General features: G+C 56.9%; 17 protein-coding genes and 1 tRNA gene. 6 read left to right on the top strand and 12 right to left on the bottom strand.

The features are described from left to right. Positions 1 to 110 precede the first annotated feature (110 nt). From ACAW74_RS17705 to folP, 7 genes are all read right to left on the bottom strand, one after another. Positions 111 to 788, bottom strand: a complete 678-nt coding sequence (locus ACAW74_RS17705) for a glycosyltransferase family 9 protein (RefSeq protein WP_370699549.1) — start codon at positions 786 to 788, stop codon at positions 111 to 113. After that, complete coding sequence (locus ACAW74_RS17700) at positions 785 to 979, bottom strand: hypothetical protein (protein WP_370699548.1); 195 nt, start codon at positions 977 to 979, stop codon at positions 785 to 787. Before ACAW74_RS17700 ends, ACAW74_RS17705 begins: the two co-directional genes overlap by 4 nt. Before the next feature lie 190 nt (positions 980 to 1169). After that, on the bottom strand, positions 1170 to 2180 hold the full coding sequence (locus ACAW74_RS17695) for a type II toxin-antitoxin system HipA family toxin (RefSeq protein WP_370699547.1): 1011 nt from the start codon (positions 2178 to 2180) through the stop codon (positions 1170 to 1172). Beyond that, on the bottom strand, positions 2177 to 2506 hold the full coding sequence (locus tag ACAW74_RS17690) for a HipA N-terminal domain-containing protein (protein ID WP_370699546.1): 330 nt from the start codon (positions 2504 to 2506) through the stop codon (positions 2177 to 2179). The genes ACAW74_RS17695 and ACAW74_RS17690 overlap by 4 nt, the downstream gene beginning before the upstream one ends. 4 nt (positions 2507 to 2510) lie before the next feature. Then, the gene (locus ACAW74_RS17685) at positions 2511 to 2723 is read right to left on the bottom strand and encodes a helix-turn-helix transcriptional regulator (protein ID WP_370699545.1); all 213 of its coding nucleotides are present in this window, start codon (positions 2721 to 2723) and stop codon (positions 2511 to 2513) included. 296 nt (positions 2724 to 3019) lie between these two features. Beyond that, positions 3020 to 3092, bottom strand: a tRNA-Lys gene (locus ACAW74_RS17680). Between the two features lie 82 nt (positions 3093 to 3174). Then, positions 3175 to 4023, bottom strand: a complete 849-nt coding sequence (gene folP, locus ACAW74_RS17675; RefSeq protein WP_370699544.1) for a dihydropteroate synthase — start codon at positions 4021 to 4023, stop codon at positions 3175 to 3177. Positions 4024 to 4109: 86 nt separating this feature from the next. Between folP and ACAW74_RS17670 the strand changes: the two genes are divergently transcribed. The 3 genes from ACAW74_RS17670 to ACAW74_RS17660 all read left to right on the top strand — a co-directional run bounded on the left by ACAW74_RS17670 (position 4110) and on the right by ACAW74_RS17660 (position 6594). Continuing rightward, positions 4110 to 4667 carry a DUF1599 domain-containing protein gene (locus ACAW74_RS17670; protein ID WP_370699543.1) on the top strand — a complete coding sequence of 186 codons (558 nt, stop codon included), beginning with the start codon at positions 4110 to 4112 and terminating at the stop codon, positions 4665 to 4667. 140 nt (positions 4668 to 4807) lie between these two features. Beyond that, positions 4808 to 5956, top strand: a complete 1149-nt coding sequence (locus ACAW74_RS17665) for a BT_3928 family protein (protein WP_370699542.1) — start codon at positions 4808 to 4810, stop codon at positions 5954 to 5956. 113 nt (positions 5957 to 6069) lie between these two features. Continuing rightward, positions 6070 to 6594, top strand: a complete 525-nt coding sequence (locus ACAW74_RS17660; protein WP_370699541.1) for a shikimate kinase — start codon at positions 6070 to 6072, stop codon at positions 6592 to 6594. Between the two features lie 87 nt (positions 6595 to 6681). On the opposite strand, the gene ACAW74_RS17655 is transcribed toward ACAW74_RS17660, so the two are convergent. Then, positions 6682 to 7362, bottom strand: coding sequence for an NUDIX hydrolase (locus ACAW74_RS17655; protein WP_370699540.1), 681 nt, complete (start codon positions 7360 to 7362; stop codon positions 6682 to 6684). A gap of 112 nt (positions 7363 to 7474) precedes the next feature. On the opposite strand from ACAW74_RS17655, the gene ACAW74_RS17650 reads away from it, so the two are divergent. Genes ACAW74_RS17650 through ACAW74_RS17640 form a run of 3 tightly spaced genes read left to right on the top strand, consistent with a single transcriptional unit; the run spans position 7475 to position 11014 of the window. Further along, a complete protein-coding gene (locus ACAW74_RS17650; RefSeq protein ID WP_370699539.1) occupies positions 7475 to 8764 on the top strand; it encodes a hemolysin family protein in 1290 nt (429 codons plus the stop codon). A gap of 37 nt (positions 8765 to 8801) precedes the next feature. Beyond that, the gene (locus ACAW74_RS17645; protein WP_370699538.1) at positions 8802 to 9944 is read left to right on the top strand and encodes a hypothetical protein; all 1143 of its coding nucleotides are present in this window, start codon (positions 8802 to 8804) and stop codon (positions 9942 to 9944) included. A 29-nt stretch (positions 9945 to 9973) separates the two neighbouring features. Then, positions 9974 to 11014, top strand: coding sequence for a hypothetical protein (locus ACAW74_RS17640; protein WP_370699537.1), 1041 nt, complete (start codon positions 9974 to 9976; stop codon positions 11012 to 11014). A 77-nt stretch (positions 11015 to 11091) separates the two neighbouring features. On the opposite strand, the gene ACAW74_RS17635 is transcribed toward ACAW74_RS17640, so the two are convergent. From ACAW74_RS17635 to ACAW74_RS17620, 4 genes are all read right to left on the bottom strand, one after another. Beyond that, the gene (locus ACAW74_RS17635) at positions 11092 to 11727 is read right to left on the bottom strand and encodes a Pycsar system effector family protein (RefSeq protein WP_370699536.1); all 636 of its coding nucleotides are present in this window, start codon (positions 11725 to 11727) and stop codon (positions 11092 to 11094) included. Positions 11728 to 11798: 71 nt separating this feature from the next. Next, complete coding sequence (locus tag ACAW74_RS17630) at positions 11799 to 14327, bottom strand: FdhF/YdeP family oxidoreductase (protein ID WP_370699535.1); 2529 nt, start codon at positions 14325 to 14327, stop codon at positions 11799 to 11801. A gap of 17 nt (positions 14328 to 14344) precedes the next feature. Further along, the gene (gene fdhD / locus ACAW74_RS17625; RefSeq protein WP_370699534.1) at positions 14345 to 15232 is read right to left on the bottom strand and encodes a formate dehydrogenase accessory sulfurtransferase FdhD; all 888 of its coding nucleotides are present in this window, start codon (positions 15230 to 15232) and stop codon (positions 14345 to 14347) included. Positions 15233 to 15364: 132 nt separating this feature from the next. After that, a complete protein-coding gene (locus ACAW74_RS17620) occupies positions 15365 to 16165 on the bottom strand; it encodes a PepSY-like domain-containing protein (protein ID WP_370699533.1) in 801 nt (266 codons plus the stop codon). Positions 16166 to 16293 lie beyond the last annotated feature (128 nt).

Below are 16293 nucleotides of genomic sequence, written 5' to 3'. Positions count from 1 at the left end.
TGTACCGACAGGCGGAATAGCCTCCGCAAGGTAGACGGTTTTGTTGCTGCGGACTGTGTTCATATCGTGTATGCTCTGTCCGATCGGACAGTTTTGTGCAAGAGGGGCGGCTAACAGGCGACCGACTTCTGCCCCCTGACCAGCGCCAGTACGGCGTCGACAAGCCGTTGAAGGGGTACGCCCGGGGGCAGTTGCTGGCGCGTACTGTGTCTTGCCTGCGCCTGACTGGGTACGTCGGTAAGGACCGGCAAGGGGTGAGGCAGCGGTGTTGGCTGCGCCGTGACGTCGTCTGCCATTACCACGACCGGTGTTTGTAAAGCCGCCGCCATATGGACCGGCCCCCGGTTGCTGGTCAGCAACAGCGGGGCTTCGGCGAGCAGGGCGGTTAGGGGCCCCAGTGCCAGCTGACCCGCCAGATTTACCACCCGACCTGTAAGGTGCTGGGCTACCGAATCGGCGAAAGATCGTTCGGCCGCTGAGCCGGTCAGGATCAACTGGTATTGATGCTCGCGAATCAAGGTTTGGGCAGCTTCGGCAACGTACCGGGCCGAATAACCACTTTTTTCATCGCTGATGCCCGGATGTAGTATGAGCCAGGGCAGCGTCAGGTCAATACGATGCAGGGCCAGGAGCCAGCGGGCCATGTGGCGGTCGGCCTCGGAAATACAAAGCGACAGTCGGGCGCCAGCGGGTCGTTGGCTGCCTGCTGTTTCGAGTAGCGTCAAGTAACGGTCTGTGTCGTGGCTGTGAGCCAGCAGCACGTCCGGGTTAGGTGTCCAGTCGGTCATCGGTTGAGTTGGGTTTTGTTGTACTCGCCACCATGAGCAGGGCTGTGTGCGGCGGCAAAAACGACTGGTAAACGGTATTGATTACGTCGGCAAAAAAGCTGACCGACCAACGTCGACAACACCCATTGCCAGGGTGTCGTTGGCGACACGTCGCGAAGATTATCACGCCCGGCGCGCAAAATGTTTTCCATACTTATCCTACCGCGCAAGGGCTGAGGTAGCAGGTCAGGCGTTCTGCGCCGGACGGAAGATGGGTGTTGGAGGCAAGGCTCAGGGGGCGAGTGGCCGCTACCAACTAATAGTCAGAATGTTAGGTCGATAGAGCCAGAGGGGCGGGAATAAGTAAGAGCGGAATAAGCGATTGCTTGCTATGCCCTTCTGTCAGCGCGGTAGCTGATTTAACTGATTCCGCTTGGTGTTGTAGGCAAGCAGGTATGCCCGCTTACCGGCTTCGTTGAGGAAGGAATTGCGGACTAGTCTGTCGACAGCCGCCTGCCGTTCCCGGAACGGCAACAGTAGTTTCCCGGCCCGTTGTGTCGAGATGCCGATCCGTCTGCCAAACTCGATGAAATCGAGCGCGGTCGGGTGATCGGTTCGGTTACCGTTGGGCGACGAATAGCCCTCCGCAAATAGCCCTTTTTCCAAAGCCAGGTCCGTATCGTCTATGTGCAGCCGCGTGTTGAGCAGATCGTAGGCCGGGCTCAGCAGGTAATCACCATTGACGGATTCCATCAACGAAAAATTCTTCAGATGAGCGTCGCCGTTAGAGAACAGGTAATTGAAGATCACCAGCACAAAATAGCGTTCGATCTCCACGCGCCACGCAGGTACGTATCGTTGAAGGAGCAGGCCCATTTCTTCGTAACTGTAGGCATACTTGAAGTTAGGCCCCGCGTTCTGATCCGTTTTTCCGGCCAGCGACGCAAAATCTTCCACGGCCCATTTGGTGCCATCAGGCTTTACATCGAACCGTTTGGTGAGGTAGGCGGGCGACCCATCGCTGAAGAAGATCAGGGCGTTGGCGGCCGTAGCGATCTTATAGACCTGACGGGCAATCTGCATGGTCAGATGCTCATTGGCCGGTACTAGTTCTACCTTCCTGACATCGCGCGGAATAGGTTTTAAAATATACGTTCCCTGTTCACCGGGTTGGGTAAGCCGTAAGTTGTTCTTCTCCAGCAGCATACTTTCCTTTTCCTGCACGCCGGAAATGGATATCCGTTTACGGTTCTCTAAAAACAGGGCAGCATCGGCCTCCGTGTGCGGTAAAGCGTAGGGCAGCACGTGGCTGACCTTCTTCCCGTTAAACACCGACCGCAGACAGGAAGCGCTGTAGGAAGCGAAGCCTTCGGCCAGCGTACCGGGGCAACAAAGCAGGGTCGGCAGGCTCATAAGGCAGATAAAGGCCGAACTGTGATGGCTCCGATTGTATCGGATTGCGCCGTGGCCAGCAGCAGGCCAAAGCTATCGGCTTCGTCGATGTGCAACAGATTGCTTTGCAGCCGCCGGTTGACGCCCTCACTAAGCAGGCTGGCGAAGAACGGGAACAACGTGTCGCTTTGGTGCACCTGCTGGCTTTTGGGGAGAGTGAGGCTAATGGCGGGTTTGTTGGCGTTGATAAACCAGGAATCATCGTAACGAAATTCATACTGCCGACGGTCTGCTTCGGTGAGGTAACCCGCCAGTTCCCCATTGTGGTATACGGCTGCCTGACGCATGGGATTACAGCGTTGGTTGTTTTACAGCCAGTCGCAACTCCATACCCAGCACATCGGCTAGTTTCATCAAGGTGGCCACCGTTGGGTTGCCTTTACCCGACTCGATGGCCTTCACCGTGCGGAGGCCCACCCCCGACAACTCGGCGAGGTGTTCCTGCGTGATGCGCAGCACATCCCTGCGCGCAGCCAGTGATTTTGTTAACGCCTGTTGGTGCATTATATAGCCCTTTTGTGTGCATCTAAAGTTAAATATAATACCAGTAATTATAAAAGAGCTATATAATGCACTTTTTGAAAGAAAAGTAGTGGTATGTAGTCAACTAATGGCTTGAGTTCTGCTACATAAGATGCGAGACTAATAGCTTGGCTTGCGGCATCGGGTTACGCTATCACAGGTACGTTTCAAGTTGGTTAGTGAAATAAGAGTTCGGTTTTTCCTTGTCCATTCGAGAGGGCATTATCTCGCCTGAGTGGACAAAAAAAAGCCGACAGCAAGGCTATCGGCTTTTCGGGTGATCCGGCTGGGATTCGAACCCAGGACCCATACATTAAAAGTGTATTGCTCTACCAGCTGAGCTACCAGATCGTTTTTCCCAGTTTTTTGCACTAGGCGGCGCGTTTTGGGACTGCAAAAGTCGTAATTCAGATTGAGTAACGCAATACCTGAGTCAAACTTTTTTTAATGCCTGCGTCAGCATAACCGCCTCCACGGCCTCCCGGACGTCATGAACCCGCAAAATCGACGCTCCGCGAAGCAGTGCTACGGTGTTCAGGACAGTGGTGCCGTTGAGGGCCTTGTCGGCGGTGGTTTGCAGTGTTTTCCAGATGGTTGTCTTGCGCGAGAGCCCCACGAGCAAGGGTTCGTCGAAGGCCGTTACCAGCGCATCGAGTTCGTTCAAAAGCTGGAAATTATGCGCGGGTGTTTTGGCGAAACCAAATCCGGGATCGAGAATAATATCCGCTACGGGGCCGAGAGCGCGCAACCGGGCCAACTGCGAGGCGAGTTCGTCGATGACTTCGATGGGTACGTTGGTATACTGGGCCTGCGCCTGCATGGTTTGCGGCGTCCCGCGCAGGTGCATCAGCACATAGGGCACGCCCAGTTCGGCCACTGTCGCAAACATGGCCGGGTCGAGTGTGCCGCCGGCTACGTCGTTGATTAAGGCCGCGCCCTGCTCCACGGCCTGCCGTGCTACATCGGCCCGGAAGGTATCGACCGAAATCAGCGCGTCGGGGAAACTATCGAGGATGCCTTCGATGACGGGGAGCACCCGGTCGGCTTCTTCGGCGGGGCTGATGTCGGCGGCGCCGGGGCGGGTCGAGTAGCCACCTACGTCGAGAAACGTGGCGCCTTCATCGAGCATGCGGGCGGCGGTTTCGACCTCCTGACCTACCGAGTACCGGCTGCCTGCGTAGAACGAATCGGGCGTAATATTGAGAATGCCCATGACCCTGGGTACGTTCAGATCGACTAATCGGCCCCGGCAGTTCAGCGTTTTCTTCTTAATTTTAAGCATTCAATTGGTTTGGTGTTTGACGTTTAAGGTCTGACGTTATTGTCGCCTGGAACGTCAAACGGTAAACGTCAAACAGTAAACTCGTTTTGTCTACAGAAACCCAATATCGGCAGGTTGTTCAACGCTGCAAAGACCTGTTCCTGAAAAAGAACCACGATTACGGTACGTCATGGCGCATTCTTCGGCTGCCCAGTATCACCGATCAGATTTTTATCAAGGCGCAGCGCATCCGCACCTTACAGGAAAAAGGCGTCAGTAAGGTAGGGGAGGGCATCGAACCCGAGTTTGTGGGGATCATCAACTACTGCGTGATGGCCCTGATTCAACTCGAATTGGCCAGCCTCGCCACTACCAACGACGACAAACCGGCCAGCCTCGACCTGCCCATCGACGAACTGGAACGCCGCTACGACGAACAGATGAACCGGGTGATGCATCTGCTGTTCGCCAAAAACCACGACTACGGCGAAGCCTGGCGCGACATGCGGGTGAGCTCGATGACCGACATCATCCTGATGAAACTGCTTCGTACCAAACAAATCGAGGATCATGGTGGCAATACGCTGGTGTCGGAAGGCGTTGAGGCCAATTATATGGACATGATCAATTACGCTGTCTTCTGCCTGATCAAAATGAATGAATAATGCACGATGGATAATGTACAATGCACAATGCGGTGTGCAGGGGGCAAGCCGCGGCGGTACAATTGCCTGGTGCAGACTGAGTATGCCTCCTGTTTATTTCATTGCGCATTGTCCATTATTCATTGTTCATTCTAAAACTTATGAACACGCCTTCTTCTACGCAACAGCCGCCCGTTAAATCCGGTACGCCCACGATGCTCATCATCGCCCGGATTGCCCGGGTGCTGGTCGGGCTTATCTTCATCGCATCGGGGTTGATCAAAATGAACGACCCTGTGGGGACGCAGATCAAAATGACCGAATACTTCGAGGTATTCGCGCAGGATCTGCCTTCGTTTGCGCCGCTCTTCCACGGCTTCATTCCCTACATGCTCTATTTCTCGGTGCTGATGTGCGCCGCCGAGGTGGTGCTGGGCGTGGCGTTGCTGGTGTCGTACCGGCCCAAACTGACTACCTGGCTGCTACTGCTGCTGGTTGGCTTCTTCACGTTTCTGACGTTCTATTCGGCCTATTTCAACAAGGTGACCGATTGCGGTTGTTTCGGCGAAGCGCTGAAACTGAAACCCTGGACCTCGTTTACCAAAGACGTGGTGCTGATGGTGCTGATCCTGTTCATTATCGGCCATCGCAACCGCATGAAAAACCGCCCGACGGGCTGGCTAGTCTTTACGGCCTTTGCCCTGTCGGTAGGGCTGGGGGTATACGCTGTGCGCTACCTGCCACCCTGGGATATGCTGCCCTACGCCGTTGGGAAGAGCATTCCGGCGCAGCTGAAACCCTCGGAACCGCTGCGGTTTGCCTACATCATGACCAAAGACGGCAAGGAGGAGCGCTTCGAAAAGTACCCCACCGACACGACCTACAAGTTCAAGGAGATGGTTACCCTGAATGAGTCGGCCAAGCCCAAAATCACGGATTATCGCCTCTGGAACGACGCCGAAGGCGATTTCACCGAGCAGAGTTTTCAGGGCAGCAAGCTGTTTGTGATCGTGAAAGACGCCAACGTGGTCGATGCAGGTAGTATCCCGGCGATCCGGTCGCTGGTGAACGAGTTGAAAGGCACCACTGTAACGCCGATTCTGCTCACGTCAACCGGCGACGAAACCATCAACGCATTTAAACAGAAGTTTCTGCTCGACCTGCCCGTGTACAAAGGCGACGCCACCGTGCTGAAAACCATCATGCGGGCCGACCCAGGTACGTGGTTGCTCAAAGATGGGGTCGTCAAAGGCAAGTGGGCCCACACCCAAACGCCCACCAAGGAAGAAGTGCTGGAACTGGTGAAATAGACGAATTTATTGAGTGCTTGCGTGACTTGAGTGAAACGCCCTGCTCAGCCTGACTACCGCGGTTGGGTCTATAGTTCACTCAATCGCTCAAGCCACGCAAGCACTCATTGCTCATGAAGAATATTTACCTGATCGGGATGCCGTCGTCGGGCAAGAGTACGCTGGGGAAGCGGCTGGCCCGCGAGCTGATGTATTTTTTTGTGGATACCGACCGGATGATAATTCGGGAAGAAGGCCGGACGATCCCCGAGATTTTCAGTCAGTCGGGGGAGGTCTACTTCCGGGAGGCCGAGGCGCGGGTGTTGCGAACAATCCGGCCGGGGGGCAGTCAGGTCGTTGCCACGGGTGGCGGCATGCCCTGCTTTCACGATAACATGGCGTACATCAAAGCCACGGGCGTATCGATTTTTCTGGATGTCTCGCCTGAAGCCATTCTGGCCCGGATGCAGGTGCACGCGCAGGAGTACCCCGCCGATGCCACCGACCGGCCGCTGTATAATCCGTACGACGATGAATTGCTGGGTACGTTGCGCCAGAAGTACGAAGACCGCATCGATACCTACCGGCAAGCTGATATCATTATCGCCGGCGACGCCACCGTGCAGGATGTCCTGAACCGGCTGGGGGATTGGCTTTAGTTTAGGTTCAAGGTTCAACAGCCAACGTTCAAGGTAAACCGATGGAGCACTACCTTGGACATTGGGCATTGAACCTTGAACTCAATCTTACTTCACCGCGATCAGCGCCTGCTCCACGACGTGGCGGATGGAGCTGAAGGAGCTGGCGAGGGCAATCTGGGCCTGTTTCGGCTCCATAAACACAACTTTCTCGATATTCTCTTCAGCCTGAGGGGCCAGGTTGGTCGCGTCGATGAGGTTCATCCGGTACCATTTTGTCCGTTTCAGGATGCGGTTTCCGTTGAGCGTATAGGTGTGGTATGTCGTGCAGATTTTATCGCCGAGCGACACCACCGCGCCGGTTTCTTCTTCCACTTCGCGCACGGCCCCATCCTTCGAGGATTCGCCGTCGTCGAGTTTACCTTTGGGCAAATCCCAGACGCCCCGCCGGAAAATCAGCAGCAGTCGCCCGCCCGACATCACCACACCGCCACCGGCTTTGACCACTTTATAAAGGCTTTTGATCCGCGTTTCGACGGCGTCTTTATCCAGACATTGCATCGTCACCGACAGCAACGGACGGCTATCGGCCTCTTCGAGCAACCCGATAATGCGCTCGGCCGACGCTGGCGTGGCGTTCAGAATGAGCAGGTGGCCGTGCAGGGCATCGGCCTTCAGTGTCTCGAGGCGCGCGTCGATAATGCGGTCGTAGTCGGTAAGCGACGCCAGTTTATCAACGGCTTTAGGGCCAATTAACCGCAGCGGGCGGTCGTCGATGAATACAATCATGGAGTTGGGGAAAGGCACAGGGCCGGGAGAAACCGAGCAAAAATAGCATTCAACCACCCTTTTCTGCCCCGATAGTTCTGCTATTTTTGCGACAGGACTATTTGTCTATTACGTGGAGATACTTATCATCCTGGTACTGACGATTCTGAACGGCATCTTTTCGATGTCGGAGATTGCGTTGGTATCATCGCGCCGTTCCAAACTCGAAACAGCAGCAAAAAACGGCGACAGTCGGGCCCAAACCGCTCTTGACTTAGCCAATGCCCCCAACCGATTCCTGTCGACCGTGCAGATTGGCATCACGCTGATCGGCATCTTGCTCGGTATTTTTTCGGGCGACAAGCTCACCACCGACGTGCAGGAGCTTATCGCCCAGATCAGTTTTTTGCAACCCTATTCGCGGTCGGTGGCCGTGGTGGTGGTGTTGCTGCTGCTGACCTACGTATCGCTGGTACTGGGTGAACTGGTGCCCAAACGTATCGGCCTGTCGAATCCCGAAGGCATTGCCAAGACCATGGCCGCGCCCATGATTTTGCTTTCTAAAGTGACGTCGCCGTTTATCGCCCTGCTCAGTGTGTCGAGCGATTTGCTGATTAAACTACTGGGTATCAAGCCTAACGAAAGTGCCGTTACGGAAGAAGAGATCAAGAGTCTGGTGCAGGAAGGCAGCACGGCGGGGGCCATCGAAGAGATCGAACACGAGATTGTGCAGAACGTGTTTCAACTGGGCGATCGTAAGATTACCTCGCTGATGACCAACCGGCAGAGCATCGTGTACCTGGATCTGGAGGCCGACGTGGCCGAAAACAAGGCGCAGATTCTGGAATACAAACACGCCGTTTATCCGCTCGTCAATGGCAACGTCGATGAAGTGGTGGGGTTGATTCACTCGAAAGACCTGCTCGGCAAAGACCTCGACACCGAACTGACTAAGCTCATCGACCTGAAACGCGACGCCCTGTTTGTGCCCGAAAACAACCGGGCCTATCAGGTGCTCGAACGTTTCCGCGAACGGCGGCAGTATGCCGGTATCATCGTCGATGAGTACGGCGGTGTGCTGGGCATCGTCACGCTCAACGACATTCTGGATGCGCTGGTGGGCGATATTTCCGACGAAAGCGAATTCAACTACGACATTCATCAGCGCGAAGACGGCACGTACCTGATCGACGCCGCGCTGCCCTTCGACGATTTTGTTTCGTATTTCGACATCACGTTGTCGGCGCAGGCCCGGCGGGATCTTACCGATTTCGACACGCTGGGCGGTTTTGCGCTGCACATCCTGAAAGATATTCCCAAAGAAGGCGAGACCTTCCGCTGGCAGACGTTCGATTTTGAGATCATCGATATGGACAAAAACCGCATCGACAAGATGCTGGTCCGCCCCATTCAGGAAGAGTAAATCGCTGTTTTCCGCGGCACGTCGTAACTTAAGCCCTATGGAACGAAACAATGCCATTTGGTTGCTACTGGGCCTCGCGGGGATGCTCCGGGTTTTGCCAAGTGTGGCCCAGCCGGTTGTGGCCCAGCCGGTTGTGGCCCAGCCGGTTGTGGCCCAGCCGGTTGCAGCCCAGCCAGTTGCAGCCCAGGCAGGCGCGGCCCCTGCCGACTCGGTCAGGAAGGCCGATCTGTTTGCCGCTGACGCGCCTCTGTCGTTTACGCTCGCGGCGCAGATGAAGGTGGTTGTCGACGACCGGACGATGCCCAAAGCCGATAGTCTGGCTACCCGGCACCCGGCGGAACTAACCTGGCAGGATGCCAGCGGTGAGCTGCAACCCCTGCCGGTGGCGCTGATGGTGCGCGGCAACTTCCGGCGCAACCAGACCAACTGCGCGTTTCCGCCGCTGTACATCGACTTTCCGAAGAAAAAAGCAAAAAGCACACCCTTTGCAGGGCAGAATAAGCTCAAGCTGGTGACACACTGCCAGGGCGACGAGTACGTAGTCCGCGAGTATCTGGTATACAAAGTGTACAACCTCGTGACGCCCTACAGCTACCGCGCCCGCATGGCCCGCGTGACCTACGTCGACTCCCTGCAAAAGCGCCCGAACGAAACCCGCTGGGGCTTCCTGATCGAAGACGAAGACAACGTGGCGAAACGAAACGGCATGCGTGAAACGAAGACGACCGTGCAGACAAGCGAAGTCGATTCGCTGAATATGGCCACGATGGCGGTCTTTGAATTCATGATCGGCAACATCGACTGGTCGGTACCCTACCGGCACAACGTCAGACTGATGGCCGTGCGGGGCGACGAATCGCCCAAGATCATCCCCTACGACTTTGACCACTCGGTGCTTGTGGATGCGCCCTACGCATCGCTACCTGACGAAGACGGACGTACCTACCGGGGAGCGTTGTATCCCGGCTGGCTGATGAAGCGCGTCTTCAACCGGTACAACGAACTGAAACCGGCGATTTACAGCCTGTATGAGTCAGACAAACGCCTGACGCGTTCGTATGTAAAGCAGGCGACCCGGCATCTGGATAAGTTCTACGCCCTGATCAACAACCCGGCGCAGGTGAAGGCCTACTTCTTCAATGGCGATACGGGCGGTAAGCTGTTTGCGAGTTTCAACTAACGTTTTTCCCTTCGCCTCCCCGCCGTTCCATGATCCGCCTGCTCGCCTCTCTGTTTGTTGTGTTGCTGCCGGCTGCGCTGCTGGCACAGGCACCGAAGCCGCTCTTTACCGACGATGCGCCGCTGTCGCTGACGCTCACGGCCCGCATGGTAGCGATTAACCGGGATCGGGTGAAACCCAAAGCCGACAGCCTGGCGACCAAACACCCCGCCCGACTCACCTACAGTGGCCCCGCCGATGTACAGACCATGCCTGTGACGCTGTCGGTTCGGGGTAATTTTCGGCGCGATGGTGCCAATTGCAAGTTCCCGCCGCTCTACCTGAACGTACCCAAGAAGGCCACGAAAAACACCCTCTTCGCGGGGCAGAACAAGCTGAAGCTGGTGACCCACTGCCAGCTCGATGAATACGTGGTGCGGGAATACCTAGTGTACCGGATGTACAACCTGCTGACCGACCTGAGCTTCCGTGCGCGGCTGGCGCAGGTGACGTATGTCGACTCGGCGCAGAAACGGGATACGGAAACCCACTGGGGTATTTTGCTCGAAGACGCCGACGATCTGGCGAAACGCAACCACGCCCGGACTACGAAAATCAGGACGAAAGCGCAGTTTGCCGATACGATGGCGATGGCTACGGTGTCAATCTTCGAGTACATGATCGGCAATACCGACTGGTCGGTGCCGTTTCAGCATAATATCCGCACGCTGATCGATTCGACGAAACCTCGGCCGCTGGTAGCTCCTTACGATTTCGACCACGCGGGGATCGTCAATGCCCGTTACGCCCGCCCCGCCGAACAACTGAATATCGAATCGGTGCGTGATCGGGTGTATCGCGGGCCCGCCTTCACGCTGCCCGCCCTGAATCGGGTGCTCGACCGGTTTATTGCTCTGAAACCGCAGTTCTACGCGCTCTACCAGAACAATCCGAACCTCGCCCCCGACTATATCCGCGACACCCTCCGGTACCTCGACGAGTTTTACCAGACCATTACCAACCCCAAATACGTGCAGCGGGCGTTTGCTCCCAACGAAACGGCCAGCGTGCAGATCAAAGGGCTGAAGTAGAAGAAAGTCATTAGGCGGCGCCGTCATTAATTGTTTTTTACAACGAATGACGCGAAGCAAATGATCACGAATGACCACTACTTATTCCCCATAATCAAGGCGACGACGCTGCTGATGACCACGATGGAGAAGCCAATCATAAAGAAGGTATAGGCAACCGTGAGCAGCCGGTATTTTTTGTGCAGCACCTTGCCCTGCGCGTAGATGTTATTGCTCAGGCTTTCATACAGGCGTTTTTCGTCGCTGGTGAGGTCGCGGACAGCCTCGCGGTATTCCTGGGCAGTCAGCTGTGTGTAATCGCCGAAGAAAAGCAGGTCGAGCGGGCGATCGCCTACGTTGCGGGTGGCCGGGGGGGCGTAGTTGGGCTTGGTCGCAAACAGCGAAATAACGACCGTGACGAGGCTCACTACAAGCAGCATGATCTCGGGAATGAGCAGATGCTCCATACCGCCCACCGGCTTGAAAAACGACGACATGATGATCGACACCAGAATGGTATTGATCGAGATCATCAGGTTGGCTTTCTGGTCGGCCATTTCGCTCAGCCGCAGGTGATTGGCCAGGGTCGTGCGGTACATGGTTTCGATACCCCGACTGGCTTTCTTCTTCTTTTTCTTCTCCTTGTCCTTTTTCTCCTTTTTTCCGGCGGTGTCGTCGGGCAGCGGCGTGGGCGTTACGTCGCTGATCGGCAATGAAGTATCAACTGGATTCATCAGTAGAGGGGTCTCGCGGGGCATTTTGTCAAAGATAACAGACAGCCCCGCGAGTTGCACACCAATGTCGGTTAAGCGGATGTGAAGTTCGCTGAAGGGTACATTTCGCGGGTCGGCGTCAGGGTAATCACCACAAACTTCGACGTGGGTGTGTTGCTCACATCGGCCACGCTGCCCACCGGCACCAGCGGGTTCACCTCGGGGTAATAGGCCGCCGCATTGCCCTTCGGAATCGCGTAGGGAATCGCCACAAACTTGGCCAGGTGCCGTTGCTGCCCCTCAAAATGACTCGTGAGGTCGACGAGTTCCTGCTCGGCAATGCCTTGCGCTTTCATGTCGTCCGGGTTCAGGAAAATCACCCGACGTTCGTTGTATACACCCCGGTAGCGGTCGTTGTAGTCGTAGATCGTCGTGTTGAACTGATCATGGCTGCGGATGCTCATCAGCACCAGTTGACCGGGTTCCAGCCGGTGCGGTTCCAGGTGGGTGACCGTAAAATTAGCCTTGCCGTTTTCGGTCGTGAACTTGCGCTCGCGGGGGCCGTTGGGCAGGTAAAACCCACCCGGCTGCCGAATCTTTTTGTTAAAATCCTCGAAGCCGGGAATCACGCGGGCCACGCTGTCGCGGATGGTATCGTAGTTTTCGGTGAACCCCACCCAGTCGGCGGTGCTGCGACTACCCAGTGTAGCAATGGCAACGCCCGAAATGATAGCCACTTCGCTGAGCATTTCCCCCTCTAGCGGTTCCAGCACACCCTTGTTCTGACTGACAACGCCCATCGAGTTTTCGCAGGACGTAAACTGCTGCCCCGACGTCTGCCGGTCGATGTCGACGTGCGTCAGGCAGGGCAGAATGAGCGAGGTGCGCCCCGTGGTGAGGTGGCCCCGGTTCAGCTTGGTGCTCACAAACACCGTCAGGCTTTGTTTGCGCATGGCTTCGGCCACAAACTCCGTGTCGGGGCCCGCCGCCAGCAGGTTGCCGCCGAGGCTAAAGAAAACCTTCGTTTTGCCTTCGTGCATCGCCTTGATCGAGTCGACGGTGTCAAGGCCGTGTTCACGGGGCGGCTCAAAGTTGAACTCCTTTTTCAGGCTGTCGAGAAATGTCGCCTCGGGCCGCTCCCAGATACCCATCGTGCGGTCGCCCTGCACGTTGGAGTGGCCCCGCACCGGACACGTACCGGCACCGGGAATCCCGATCGACCCTTTCATCAGGTGTAGGTTCACAATTTCCTGAATGCACATCACCCCGTTTTTGTGTTGGGTGATGCCCATCGCCCAGCAGGTGACGTATTTCTTCTTCGGCCCGATCAGGTCGGCGGCTTCTTTCAACTGCGCTTTGGTGAGCCCGCTGATTGCCTCGATGTCGGCCCAGCTTGTTTGCTGAATCGTGGCGACAAAGTCGTCGTAATGAGCCGTGTATTCCTCCACAAAAGCGTGGTCGATTACCGTACCGGGCGCGGCAGCATCGGCGTCGAGCAGGTGCTTCATAATGCCCCGCAGTGCCGCCAGATCGCCGTTGATACGTACCTGTAAATACAGATCGGCGATGGGCGTACCCCGCCCCAGCAACGTACCCACAGCCTTGATCGGGTTCATAAAATCCTGTGGATTCTTGAAGTGGCTAAGCCCGGTCTCGTGCAGAGGGTTCAACGCGATGATTTTAGCGCCTTTCTTCTTGGCAATTTGCAGGGCCGTCAGCATCCGGGGGTGGTTGGTGCCGGGGTTCTGGCCCATGATCAGGATCACTTCGGCCTCGTGAACGTCGTCGAGCGTCACTGACCCTTTGCCTAGCCCCAGCGTCGGGCTAAGGGCCGACCCCGAACTTTCGTGGCACATGTTGGAGCAGTCGGGCAGGTTGTTGGTACCAAACTGCCGCACGAAGAGCTGGAACAGGTAGGCCGGTTCGTTGGGCACTTTTCCCGAGGTGTAGAACACGGCTTCGTCGGGCGATGGCAGTGCGTTCAACTCACTCGCGATCAGATGAAACGCCTCGGTCCACTCGATCTGGCGATAATGCGTATCGCCGGGCCGCCGCACCAGCGGGTGCGTAAGCCGCCCCGAATTGTTCAGGTCGCGATCGGTCATGTGCGACAGGTCGACGAGGCTGTGTTTGGCGAAAAAGTCGGGGTCGGCGCGGCGGGTATCGGCGTCGGAAGCCGTGGCTTTGGCGCCGTTTTCGCAGAACTCGGCCACCGACCGATGCCCATCGGGGTCGGGCCAGGCGCACGACGAGCAGTCGAAGCCGTCTTTCTGGTTCAGGTTCAGCAGGGCCTTAGTGCCCCGGCCAACACCGTCCCAGCCCCAGCTATACTGCGCTGATTTGAGCACGGCCGTCAGGCCAGCCGCTACCTGGTAGGGCTCGCCGAGTTTCAGGCCGGTGAAAGTGAGGGGGGGCTGGGCTAAAATGGGGTCGTTGGCTTGTGACATCGTGGTAGCGGGAGGGGAGAGAACACGTTTGTCCGCGTTGGTTCGGCCGTGCGGATCGTAATTATTGTCGGGTGAGGGCTGACCTGCCTGGGGAGGCGCCTCGTTTTGCTGCTGATCGGGCGTTTGGCCAGGTACGTTGCCGGATGTGTTCGGGCTGTTGGATGCGTCATTCATAGGAAAGGGGTTCGGCACTAGGCCGACGTTGAGTAACTGAGTGATGATACGGCCGTTTCAGGCTGGGCCACCCGACCGGGGTGGGTGTAAATGTTGAACGACCCATTTCGCACGAAGCCCAGTAAGGTCATGCCCACGTCGTTGGCCATCTGCACCGCCAGACTCGACGGCGCGCCCACCGCCGCCACCAGCGGGATGCCGGCCATCAGGGCCTTCTGTACCAGTTCGAAACTGATGCGCCCGCTGAGCAGCAGGAGCGAATCGTGTAGCGGGAGCAGGCCCTGTTGCAGCGCGGCACCAATCACTTTATCGAGCGCGTTGTGCCGACCGACGTCTTCGCGTAACAGGAGTAACGTACCTGAGCGGTCGAACAGGGCGGCGGCGTGGAGACCGCCCGTATGGTCGAAAACGGCCTGCGCGGCCCGCAGTTGATCGGGCAATTGGTGGATTAAATCGGGGTCGATAAACGGCTGCGCGGCGGGCAGGAGGGGGCAGCCCGTGTTGCGCACGGCGTCGATGGAGGCTTTGCCGCAAACGCCGCAACTGGAGGTGGTGTAAAAATTCCGCTCCAACGTACCCAGCTCCACCGACACATCGGGCTGAAGCTCCACCCGAACAATGTTACCGAGGGCTTCCTGCCGCCCAAGATCAGTGCAGTGGCGCACGCTGTGGACCTGCCCGCGCGACCGGATAACGCCTTCGGTAAACAGAAAACCCAGCGCCAGTTCAAAATCGTGCCCCGGCGTGCGCATCGTGACCGAGAGGGGGCGCTGCTGCCGGTCGGTGACCTCGCCGTAGCCCAGCCGAATCTCCATCGGCTCTTCTACGGCCAGCAAATCGGGCTGGGGCTCACCCAGGGTGGTGGCCTTAAATTTTTGTATAGTTACGGGGGCGACGCGGTTCATGGGATCGAGCGAAAGGCTAACAGCAAGATAACTACGAATCGACCCATTATGTCTAACCTGAAAGATCGTATAAATGCAACGCGCCAGCGATCGGCTGATCGCTGGCGCGTTGCGTTTTATTGCCAGGAAAGACTACCGCCGACCGGGGCGGGCCTGTACAAACGTGCCATCGGCGGCAAACGACAGCTCGATCAGCTTACCGGCGCTCGTCTGGATAAACACTTTGTACGCGCCCGACGTGCTTTTGGCGGCCAGTTTCACGCTCGATCCGGCGTAGTTGGTCGTGATGTAGCTCGTCACGTTGGCGGGCAGTGTGCTGGCAGCGACGATGCTGTAATCCATCTTGATCTTGCGGACAACCTCCTGGTTGAACGAGCCATCCAGGTTGAACAGCAGCGCTTTCTTCACGTCGTTCTGCGTGATCATCACCACGTACCCACGGTTGGCGTCTTTGGCGGCTACGTTGATCGTAGCACCGGCATAATTGGCCGTGATGTAGCTCGTTATGGCCGCAGGCAGATCGGTAATGGCGACCTGCGTGATGCTGTCACGACCATGACCCGGCCCTTTGGGACCACCCGGCCCACCACCCCGGTGTGCAAACTCTTTGTTGAACGAACCATCGGCGTTGAACAGCAGGCTCTTCCGCGTCCCGTTCTGCGTAATACCCACCAGGAAGTTTCCGGTATCGTCTTTGGCCGCGTAGTCGACAGTGGCACCAGCATACGTAGCCGTGATATAGCTCGTTACGGCGGCGGGTAAGTCGGTCGTGGCAATCTTGGTCAGCTTGCTTTTACAGAAGAAGCCGGTTGTGTCGGCACCCGCACGGGCGGCTGATAGCGAGTCATCAGGCGTAACGTTCTGCGACGGGTTGCATCCCCACACAAACAGGCCCACAAGGGCAATCAAACTGGCAAGGCTAATCGTTTTCATGGTTTTCATCGGACGTTTTGCCTTAGATTACGCCACGCCCCAGCGCGCCGTTGCAAACCCCATAAAAAGATTTGCTGAGGCTATGAGCGCCACGCCGTTTGCGCAGTAGTACCTAAAATAAACTGCAT

Origin of the sequence: Fibrella musci (assembly GCF_041321105.1) — a bacterium.
Lineage (GTDB): Bacteria > Bacteroidota > Bacteroidia > Cytophagales > Spirosomataceae > Fibrella > Fibrella musci.
The sequence above is the reverse complement of the archived record's forward strand: the minus strand, read 5'-3'. Positions and strand labels throughout refer to the sequence as shown.

What these genes read in the sequence shown, in the direction of transcription:
- ACAW74_RS17705 (WP_370699549.1), bottom strand. Translation starts at nt 788, where the DNA reads ATGACCGACTGGACACCTAACCCGGACGTGCTGCTGGCTCACAGCCAC.
- ACAW74_RS17700 (WP_370699548.1), bottom strand. Translation starts at nt 979, where the DNA reads ATGGAAAACATTTTGCGCGCCGGGCGTGATAATCTTCGCGACGTGTCG.
- ACAW74_RS17695 (WP_370699547.1), bottom strand. Translation starts at nt 2,180, where the DNA reads ATGAGCCTGCCGACCCTGCTTTGTTGCCCCGGTACGCTGGCCGAAGGC.
- ACAW74_RS17690 (WP_370699546.1), bottom strand. Translation starts at nt 2,506, where the DNA reads ATGCGTCAGGCAGCCGTATACCACAATGGGGAACTGGCGGGTTACCTC.
- ACAW74_RS17685 (WP_370699545.1), bottom strand. Translation starts at nt 2,723, where the DNA reads ATGCACCAACAGGCGTTAACAAAATCACTGGCTGCGCGCAGGGATGTG.
- folP (WP_370699544.1), bottom strand. Translation starts at nt 4,023, where the DNA reads ATGCTTAAAATTAAGAAGAAAACGCTGAACTGCCGGGGCCGATTAGTC.
- ACAW74_RS17665 (WP_370699542.1), top strand. Translation starts at nt 4,808, where the DNA reads ATGAACACGCCTTCTTCTACGCAACAGCCGCCCGTTAAATCCGGTACG.
- ACAW74_RS17660 (WP_370699541.1), top strand. Translation starts at nt 6,070, where the DNA reads ATGAAGAATATTTACCTGATCGGGATGCCGTCGTCGGGCAAGAGTACG.
- ACAW74_RS17655 (WP_370699540.1), bottom strand. Translation starts at nt 7,362, where the DNA reads ATGATTGTATTCATCGACGACCGCCCGCTGCGGTTAATTGGCCCTAAA.
- ACAW74_RS17645 (WP_370699538.1), top strand. Translation starts at nt 8,802, where the DNA reads ATGGAACGAAACAATGCCATTTGGTTGCTACTGGGCCTCGCGGGGATG.
- ACAW74_RS17640 (WP_370699537.1), top strand. Translation starts at nt 9,974, where the DNA reads ATGATCCGCCTGCTCGCCTCTCTGTTTGTTGTGTTGCTGCCGGCTGCG.
- ACAW74_RS17635 (WP_370699536.1), bottom strand. Translation starts at nt 11,727, where the DNA reads ATGAATCCAGTTGATACTTCATTGCCGATCAGCGACGTAACGCCCACG.
- ACAW74_RS17630 (WP_370699535.1), bottom strand. Translation starts at nt 14,327, where the DNA reads ATGAATGACGCATCCAACAGCCCGAACACATCCGGCAACGTACCTGGC.
- fdhD (WP_370699534.1), bottom strand. Translation starts at nt 15,232, where the DNA reads ATGAACCGCGTCGCCCCCGTAACTATACAAAAATTTAAGGCCACCACC.
- ACAW74_RS17620 (WP_370699533.1), bottom strand. Translation starts at nt 16,165, where the DNA reads ATGAAAACGATTAGCCTTGCCAGTTTGATTGCCCTTGTGGGCCTGTTT.